Below are 7,063 nucleotides of genomic sequence, written 5' to 3'. Positions count from 1 at the left end.
CGAGCGGGCTGGGACGGGCCGTGGCCGACGCGCAGCACCGCGCCTCCTCGGCGCTGCACGACGCCCAGAGCGCTCTCGACGAGCGCGTGATCGACCCGGTCCGCAAGCGCCTCGGGCGCTGATCCCCGCGCCCCGGCCCCTCCGGTGGCAGGCCTGCCGCCGCGTAGTCCCCAGGCGGGGCCCGCGACCGTTGCACCTGCGGCACACGCGCCCCTAGAGTGACCACGAGTCACAGGAACACCTCCTGTCGCTCCTGCACCGGCGTCGTCGTCGGGCTCTCCCGACCACCAGCCCCAGGAGGCGACGTGACCCACGATCTCTCGGACGTGAGGTTCCTCACCGTCGCCGAGGTGGCCGGCATGATGCGCGTCTCGAAGATGACCGTCTACCGGATGGTGCACTCGGGCGAGCTGCCCGCGATCCGCTTCGGCCGGTCGTTCCGCGTGCCGGAGTCGGCCGTCGCGGCGGTCCTGCAGAACGGCGTCGCAGACGTCGGCTGACGCGCTTTCGACAATCACGGGTCGCCCTAGTACACTGACCCGAGGCATTTTTCCGCGGTTCTGTTTCGGACCCGGTCGTCCGATCCATGAATCAGTGAGGTCCTCTATGGGTTCTGTCATCAAGAAGCGTCGCAAGCGCATGGCGAAGAAGAAGCACCGCAAGCTGCTTCGCAAGACTCGTCACCAGCGTCGCAACAAGAAGTAGACGTTGCGTGAAGTGTGCCCTCGACCGTTCGGTCGGGGGCACATTTCTTTGCCCGCTCGGGTGCCCTCCTGCCGGCAGCGACTTTCCGCCGACGCTCGCAAATGCCGACCGTGGGCCGGTGTCGAACCGCGCAACGGCGGGAAAAGCCGCTATAGCAGCCGTCCAAGTCGGGTTTTGCGAACGTCCGCAGCCGCGCATCCCCATCTCCGATTCGACGCGTCACAAATGCCGACCGGGCCTCCCGCAACAGCGGTGAATGCAGGTATGCGAGATCGACCGGTCGGCATTTGCGGACAGGAGACCACCGCCTTGGACAACCGGCGGGCACCGCGCAGGAGGCGGCGGCGCGACCCAGCACCTCCTGCGACGGCCGCGCTAGGGTCGAGGGCGTGCCCGTTCCCCGCATCTCCCTGCTGACGAAGCCCGGCTGCCACCTCTGCGACGAGGCGCGCACCGCTCTCGACGCCGTGCTGGCCGAGCCCGAGTTCGCGGCGGCCGAGCTCGGCTACGCCGAGACGGACATCCTCGGCGACGAGGCCCTGCGTGCCGAGTACGCGGAGGAGATCCCGGTCGTCCTGCTCGACGACCGCGTGCACACCATCTGGCGCGTCGAGCCCGAGCGCCTCCGCACGGCCCTCCGGAAGGCCCTCGCGTGACCGTCAAGCACATCGTGATCTGGAACCTCGTCGCCACCGACGACGCGTCGCGCGAGCACGCGGCCGCGCGCATCGACGAGCTGCTGACCCGCCTCGTCGGCACCGTCGAGTCGATCCGCTCGCTCGAGGTCGTCCGCAACGTCGCCTACCCCGAGACGAACGGCGACGTCGCGGTCGTCGCCGAGTTCGACGACGCCGCCGGCCTCGATGCGTACATCGTGCACCCGGCCCACAAGGAGGCGGCAGCCGAGATCCGCACCCTCGTCACGGGCCGCGGCGCCATCGACTACGAGGCCTGAGGCCTGACGCCCAGCGCGAGAAGATCCGCGATTCAGCGCGAGCAGATCCGCGATCCAGGACGACCGCCTCCCGCGTTCCTGATCGCTGCACGGATCAGGAACGCGAGTCCTCTCCCCACGGGGATCAGGCAAGAAGATCCTGAATGAGGAGAAGGGCTACGGCGTGAGGCGGGTCGGTCCGCGGAACAGGAACGTCACCTCGCGGAGGTTCGGCTGGTGCAGCATGAGCATCAGCACGCGGGCCAGGCCCATGCCGAAGCCACCGTGCGAGGGGGCCCCGTAGCGGAAGAAGTCGAGGTAGCCGCCGAGCTCCTCGGGCTTCATGCCCTTCTCGCGGATCTGGGCCTCGAGCACCTCGACGCGGTGCTCGCGCTGCGCGCCGGTGGTGATCTCGGTGCCGTTGTAGATGAGGTCGTAGCTCTTCGTGAGCTGCGGGTCGTCCTCGTGGCGCATGTGGTAGAACGGCCGGATCGACGCGTCGTAGTCGGTGAGGAACACGAAGTCGTGGTCGAACGTCTCCTTGACGTACGCCGCGATCTGGCGCTCGCCCTCGGGGTCCATGTCGGCGTCCGCACGGGGCACGACGTAGCCGCGGTCGGCGACGATCTGCTTGGCCTCGGCGAGGGGGATGCGGGGGAACGGAGTCGTCGGCACGGTCAGGTCGACGTCGAAGAGCTCCTTGATCGCGGCGCCGTGCTTCTCGACGACGGCGGTGAAGGCCGCGACGAGCAGCTCCTCCTGCATCTGCATGACGTCCTCGTGGCTGTCCACGTAGCTGATCTCGGCGTCGACGCTCGTGTACTCCGTCGCGTGGCGCGAGGTGAACGAGGGGTCGGCACGGAAGACCGGGGCGATCTCGAAGATCTTGCCGAAGCCGGCGGACTGGGCCATCTGCTTGAAGAACTGCGGGCTCTGCGCGAGGAACGCGCTGCCCTCGAAGTACTCGACCTTGAACAGCTCGGCGTTCGACTCGCTCGCCGACGCCATGATCTTGGGCGTGTGGACCTCGACGTAGCCGCGCTCGACCCAGTAGGTGCGCATCGCGTGCTCGAAGGTGGTCTGGACACGGAAGATGAGGGCGTTGCGCGGGACGCGCAGGTCGAGGAACCGCCAGTCCATCCGCTTGTCGATTCCGCTGTCGGCGGCGATCGGCGTCTCGGGGTCGGCGAGGCTGTCGACGACGAGGCCGTCGATCTTCACCTCGATGCCGCCGAGCTTGACGCGCTCGTCGTGCTTGAGCTGGCCCGTGACCGTCACGAAGCTGCCCTGCGAGAGGCCCGAGATCGCGTCGGCGATCTCGTCGGTCTCGCCGGCCTCGGCGAGCACGTCGGCGGCCGTGCGGGGACGGACGAGCTGGACGGCGCCGGACTCGTCGCGGAGGACGACGAACTGCACCTTCTTCTGGTCACGGACCGTGTCGACCCAACCGGACACCGTCACGGGGCCGTCGGGGAGGGGCGAGAGGTCGCTGATGAGGGTGCGTTCGATCACGGGGCCAGAGTTTACCGCGACGTCGAGCTTTCGGCCTCCCGTGAGGGAGGTGGGAGTGCAGGCCCGATCTAGACTGGTGGCCATGCCCGCCCAGCAGATCCACCTCGTGCGCCACGGCGAGGTGCACAATCCCGACCACGTGCTCTACGGCCGACTCGAGGGCTTCGGGCTCAGCGAGCTCGGCCACCGGATGGCCGCGTCCTCGGCCGCGATGCTGCAGGCGCAGGGCGCCCCCGTCGCCGCCGTCGTAGCGAGCCCGCTGCAGCGCACCCGCGAGAGCGCCGCTCCCTGGGCCGCTGCCTTCGACCTCGACGTGCAGGTCGACGAGCGCCTGATCGAGCCGACGAACAAGTACGAGGGCCGCCGCTCCGACTTCACCGTCGCGAAGCAGCTCGCGGTCCCGGCCGAGTGGCCGTGGATCGTCAACCCGCTCAAGCCGAGCTGGGGCGAGGCCTACGTCAGCATCGCCGCGCGCATGCTCGCGGCCGTCGACGAGGCCTGGTCGAGCGTCGACTCGGGCGACGTCGTGCTCGTCAGCCACCAGCTGCCGATCTGGATGGTGCACCGCAGCGTGACGGGGGCCCGCCTGTTCCACGATCCTCGTCGTCGTCGTTGCTCCCTCTCGAGCATCACGACGCTCGAGCGGCACGGCGGGCGCTTCGTCGAGGTCGGCTACCAGGATCCCGCGGCCGACCTGCTCGAGCGCGCCGTCGACCTCGGGGCAGTCTGATGCGCCGCGCCTCCGTCGTCGTGGGCGCCGTCGCGGCGGCCTCGGCCCTCGCCCTCGTGCTCACCGGCTGCACCTCGCAGTCCGACCCCCTCGCCGAGCAGTACCGCGCGGGCGGCACCGAGAACTACATCAGCGGCGCCGGAACGGTCACCGAGGTGCCGGCGGCAGACCGTGACGACCCGGTCGAGTTCACCGGCACGACCGACGAGGGCGACGAGTTCTCGCGGGCCGACCACGAGGGCGAGGTCGTCGTCCTGAACTTCTGGTACGCCAGCTGCCCGCCCTGCCGCAAGGAGGCGCCCGACCTTCAGCAGCTGAGCACCGACTTCGCCGACCAGGGCGTCCAGTTCGTCGGGGTCAACGTGCGCGACCAGGCCGACACCGCACGGGCCTTCGCCGAGAAGTTCGACATCACCTACCCGTCGATCGTCGACACGAACGACGGCGCGGTCCAGCTCGCCCTCGCCGGCACCATCGCGCCGAACGCGGTGCCGACGACCATCGTCCTCGACAAGCAGGGCCGCATCGCCGCCCGGGTGCTCGGCGGCCTCGACGGCCCCAGCACGCTGAAGACCCTCATCAGCGACGCCGTCGCCGAGCAGGCCTAGAGGTGTACCAGGGCAACCCCTTCTTCGAGGCGGTCGCGGGCGGCCAGCTCGCGGTCGCCCTGCCCGTGGCGTTGCTCGCCGGCCTGATCTCGTTCCTCTCGCCCTGCGTCCTGCCGCTCGTGCCGGGCTACCTCGGCTACGTCGGGGGCCTCGCCGGAGGCGGGCGTCGCGCCGCCGCGACGCCCACGACCACCGCCTCCTCCACTGCCTCCCACGACCGTCGGCGGATGGTGATCGGCGTCCTCCTCTTCATCGCGGGCTTCTCGCTCGTCTTCGTCGGCGGCAGCCTCGCCTTCTCGGCCGCGGGCTTCTGGCTGATCCAGTGGCGCGACCTGATCGTCCGCCTGATGGGCCTCGTGGTCATCGCGCTGGGCCTCGTCTTCGTCGGCCAGTTCACGTTCCTGCAGCGCACGATCAAGCCCGGGTTCGCCCCGGCGACCGGCCTGGCCGGCGCCCCCTTGCTCGGCATCGTGTTCGGCATCGGGTGGACGCCGTGCATCGGCCCCACCCTCACCGCGATCTACGCCCTGTCGTTCACGAGCGGCTCGGCCACGTCGAGCGTCCTGCTCGGGCTCGCCTACTGCGTCGGACTCGGCGTTCCCTTCCTGCTCGTCGCCCTCGGCTTCGGCTGGGCGACGCGCTCCATCTCGTTCGTCAAGCGCCACATGCGCGCCGTCAACATCGTCGGAGGCTCGATCCTCATCGCCATCGGTCTGCTCATGGTCACCGGGCTCTGGTCCTCCCTCATGTCGCACCTCGGGGCGGTGATCGCGAGCTATGGCACGATCGTCTGACCCTCGGGGCCCCGGCTCGGTCGACCAGCCGGACGAGGCCGGCCGGCCCGACGTGACCGACCAGCCGGACGGGCCCGGCCAGGCCGACGTGACCGACGTCTCGTCCGACCCGCTGCGTCCGAGCGACCACTACGACTCCGCCCCCGCCCGCACGCCGGGCGACCGGGGCGCGGCCTCCGGCGACGTCGTCCAGCCGCGCCTGGGGCTCGTCGGCTACCTGCGCTTCTTCTGGCGCCAGCTGACGAGCATGAAGACCGCGCTGTTCCTCCTCATGCTGCTCGCCGTCGCCGCGATCCCCGGCTCGCTCGTGCCGCAGCGCACGTCCGACCCGAACGGCGTCGTGCAGTACCGCGCCGAGCACCCCGACCTGTTCCCGGTGCTCGACAAGCTCGGCGTCTTCGACACCTACTCGTCGCCGTGGTTCTCCGCCGTCTACCTGCTGCTCTTCATCTCGCTGATCGGCTGCATCGTGCCGCGCACGAAGCACCACTTCGAGGCCCTGCGCTCGAAGCCGCCGAAGACGCCCGCGAGGCTCTCGCGGCTGGCGGGCTACCGGTCCGTGACGCTGCAGACCGCAGGAGGCGCCACGGACGCCGCCCTCGCCCCCGCCTCCGTCGTCGAGCAGGCCCGCGCGCAGCTGAGGCGCGCGGGGTACCGCACGCAGGTGTTCGGCGACTCGGTCAGCGCCGAGCGCGGCTACCTGCGCGAGACCGGCAACCTCGTCTTCCACACGGCGCTGGTCGGCGTGCTGCTGACGGTCGGGATCGGCGGCGGCTTCGGCTACACGGGCCAGCGCGTGGTGGTCGAGGGGCAGACCTTCACGAACGCCCTCGTCTCGTACGACTCGTTCAACCCGGGCCGCTGGTTCAGCGACTCCCAGCTCTCGCCGTACAACATCACGCTCGACCGGTTCACGACGACCTACGAGGAGTCGAACGCCGACGCTCTGGGGCAGCCGCTCGACTACACGGCCGACGTGACCACGACCACCCAGTCGGGCGAGAAGAGCCAGCACGAGATCAAGGTCAACAGCCCGCTCGCGATCGGCGGCTCGAACGTCTACCTGCTCGGCAACGGCTACGCGGTCGACGTCACGGTGAAGGCACCGGACGGCTCGGTCGCCTTCCGCGACACGATCCCGTTCCTCCCGCAGGACGCGAACCTCACCTCGCAGGGCGTCGTCAAGGTGCCCGACGGACTGTCGGACCAGATCGGCATGATCGGCTTCTTCTACCCGTCCGCCGTCGAGACCGGCGACGGGTCAGGCATCCTGGCCTCGAGCTACCCCGACCTGCTCAACCCGGTCCTGAGCCTGAACGTCTACCAGGGCGACCTCGGCCTCGACGCCGGCGTGCCGCAGTCGGTCTACTCGCTCGACACCGACGGCATGACCGAGATCGCGGGCGCGGCCGCCGACCAGTCGGCGCTGCAGCTCTCGCCCGGCACGACGGCCGACCTGCCCGACGGCCTCGGCACGGTGACGCTCTCCGACGTCAAGCGCTTCGCCTCCCTCGACGTGCACCACGACCCGTCGCAGCTCTGGGTGCTGCTGTTCGCCGGGCTCGTCTTCGCCGGTCTGCTCACGGCCCTCTTCGTGCCGCGGCGCCGTGTCTGGGTCAAGGCGAGCACGACCGACGGGGGAGTCCTGCTCGAGTACGCCGGCCTCGCCCGCGGCGAGGACCCGACGCTCGCCCGTGCCGTCCGCGACATCGCCCGGACGCACCTCGCCGGGCTCGGCGTGCCCGCCGACGCGGCGCGTGCCGCGACGAGCGACGACGAC

Annotated in this window: 9 protein-coding genes; 8 read left to right on the top strand and 1 reads right to left on the bottom strand. The window is 70.2% G+C overall.

What is annotated here, in order from left to right:
• Positions 1–305 precede the first annotated feature (305 nt).
• The 4 genes from RWM17_RS10705 (at position 306) to RWM17_RS10690 (ending at position 1,660) form a co-directional block, all read left to right on the top strand.
• Positions 306–500 carry a helix-turn-helix domain-containing protein gene (locus RWM17_RS10705; protein ID WP_123546729.1) on the top strand — a complete coding sequence of 65 codons (195 nt, stop codon included), beginning with the start codon at positions 306–308 and terminating at the stop codon, positions 498–500.
• 106 nt (positions 501–606) lie between these two features.
• Positions 607–705 carry a 30S ribosomal protein bS22 gene (locus RWM17_RS10700; RefSeq protein WP_003792170.1) on the top strand — a complete coding sequence of 33 codons (99 nt, stop codon included), beginning with the start codon at positions 607–609 and terminating at the stop codon, positions 703–705.
• 389 nt (positions 706–1,094) lie between these two features.
• Positions 1,095–1,361 (top strand): glutaredoxin family protein, encoded by a 267-nt coding sequence (locus RWM17_RS10695; RefSeq protein ID WP_194612776.1) that lies wholly within the window; start codon positions 1,095–1,097, stop codon positions 1,359–1,361.
• Complete coding sequence (locus RWM17_RS10690) at positions 1,358–1,660, top strand: Dabb family protein (RefSeq protein WP_314103518.1); 303 nt, start codon at positions 1,358–1,360, stop codon at positions 1,658–1,660. Before RWM17_RS10695 ends, RWM17_RS10690 begins: the two co-directional genes overlap by 4 nt.
• A gap of 156 nt (positions 1,661–1,816) precedes the next feature.
• Here the strand turns inward: RWM17_RS10690 and aspS are convergent, their stop codons facing one another.
• Positions 1,817–3,151 (bottom strand): aspartate--tRNA(Asn) ligase, encoded by a 1,335-nt coding sequence (aspS, locus tag RWM17_RS10685; RefSeq protein WP_314103515.1) that lies wholly within the window; start codon positions 3,149–3,151, stop codon positions 1,817–1,819.
• Between the two features lie 82 nt (positions 3,152–3,233).
• On the opposite strand from aspS, the gene RWM17_RS10680 reads away from it, so the two are divergent.
• The 4 genes from RWM17_RS10680 to RWM17_RS10665 all read left to right on the top strand — a co-directional run.
• A complete protein-coding gene (locus tag RWM17_RS10680) occupies positions 3,234–3,881 on the top strand; it encodes a histidine phosphatase family protein (protein ID WP_133737894.1) in 648 nt (215 codons plus the stop codon).
• Positions 3,881–4,489, top strand: coding sequence for a TlpA disulfide reductase family protein (locus RWM17_RS10675; protein WP_314103512.1), 609 nt, complete (start codon positions 3,881–3,883; stop codon positions 4,487–4,489). The genes RWM17_RS10680 and RWM17_RS10675 overlap by 1 nt, the downstream gene beginning before the upstream one ends.
• Before the next feature lie 2 nt (positions 4,490–4,491).
• Positions 4,492–5,283, top strand: a complete 792-nt coding sequence (locus RWM17_RS10670; protein WP_314103510.1) for a cytochrome c biogenesis protein CcdA — start codon at positions 4,492–4,494, stop codon at positions 5,281–5,283.
• Positions 5,267–7,063 (top strand): cytochrome c biogenesis protein ResB (locus tag RWM17_RS10665; protein WP_314103508.1); only part of this gene is annotated, 1,797 nt, incomplete at its 3' end. The genes RWM17_RS10670 and RWM17_RS10665, both read left to right, overlap by 17 nt.

The sequence above is a fragment of the uncultured Frigoribacterium sp. genome, from assembly GCF_963515265.1.
Taxonomy (GTDB): Bacteria; Actinomycetota; Actinomycetes; order Actinomycetales; family Microbacteriaceae; genus Frigoribacterium.
This window is presented reverse-complemented; position numbering and strand designations above follow the sequence as displayed.

Bases quoted from the DNA above. Each gene is read 5' to 3' on its own strand.
- RWM17_RS10675 (WP_314103512.1), top strand. From the start codon at position 3,881: ATGCGCCGCGCCTCCGTCGTCGTGGGCGCCGTCGCGGCGGCCTCGGCC.
- RWM17_RS10680 (WP_133737894.1), top strand. From the start codon at position 3,234: ATGCCCGCCCAGCAGATCCACCTCGTGCGCCACGGCGAGGTGCACAAT.
- RWM17_RS10700 (WP_003792170.1), top strand. From the start codon at position 607: ATGGGTTCTGTCATCAAGAAGCGTCGCAAGCGCATGGCGAAGAAGAAG.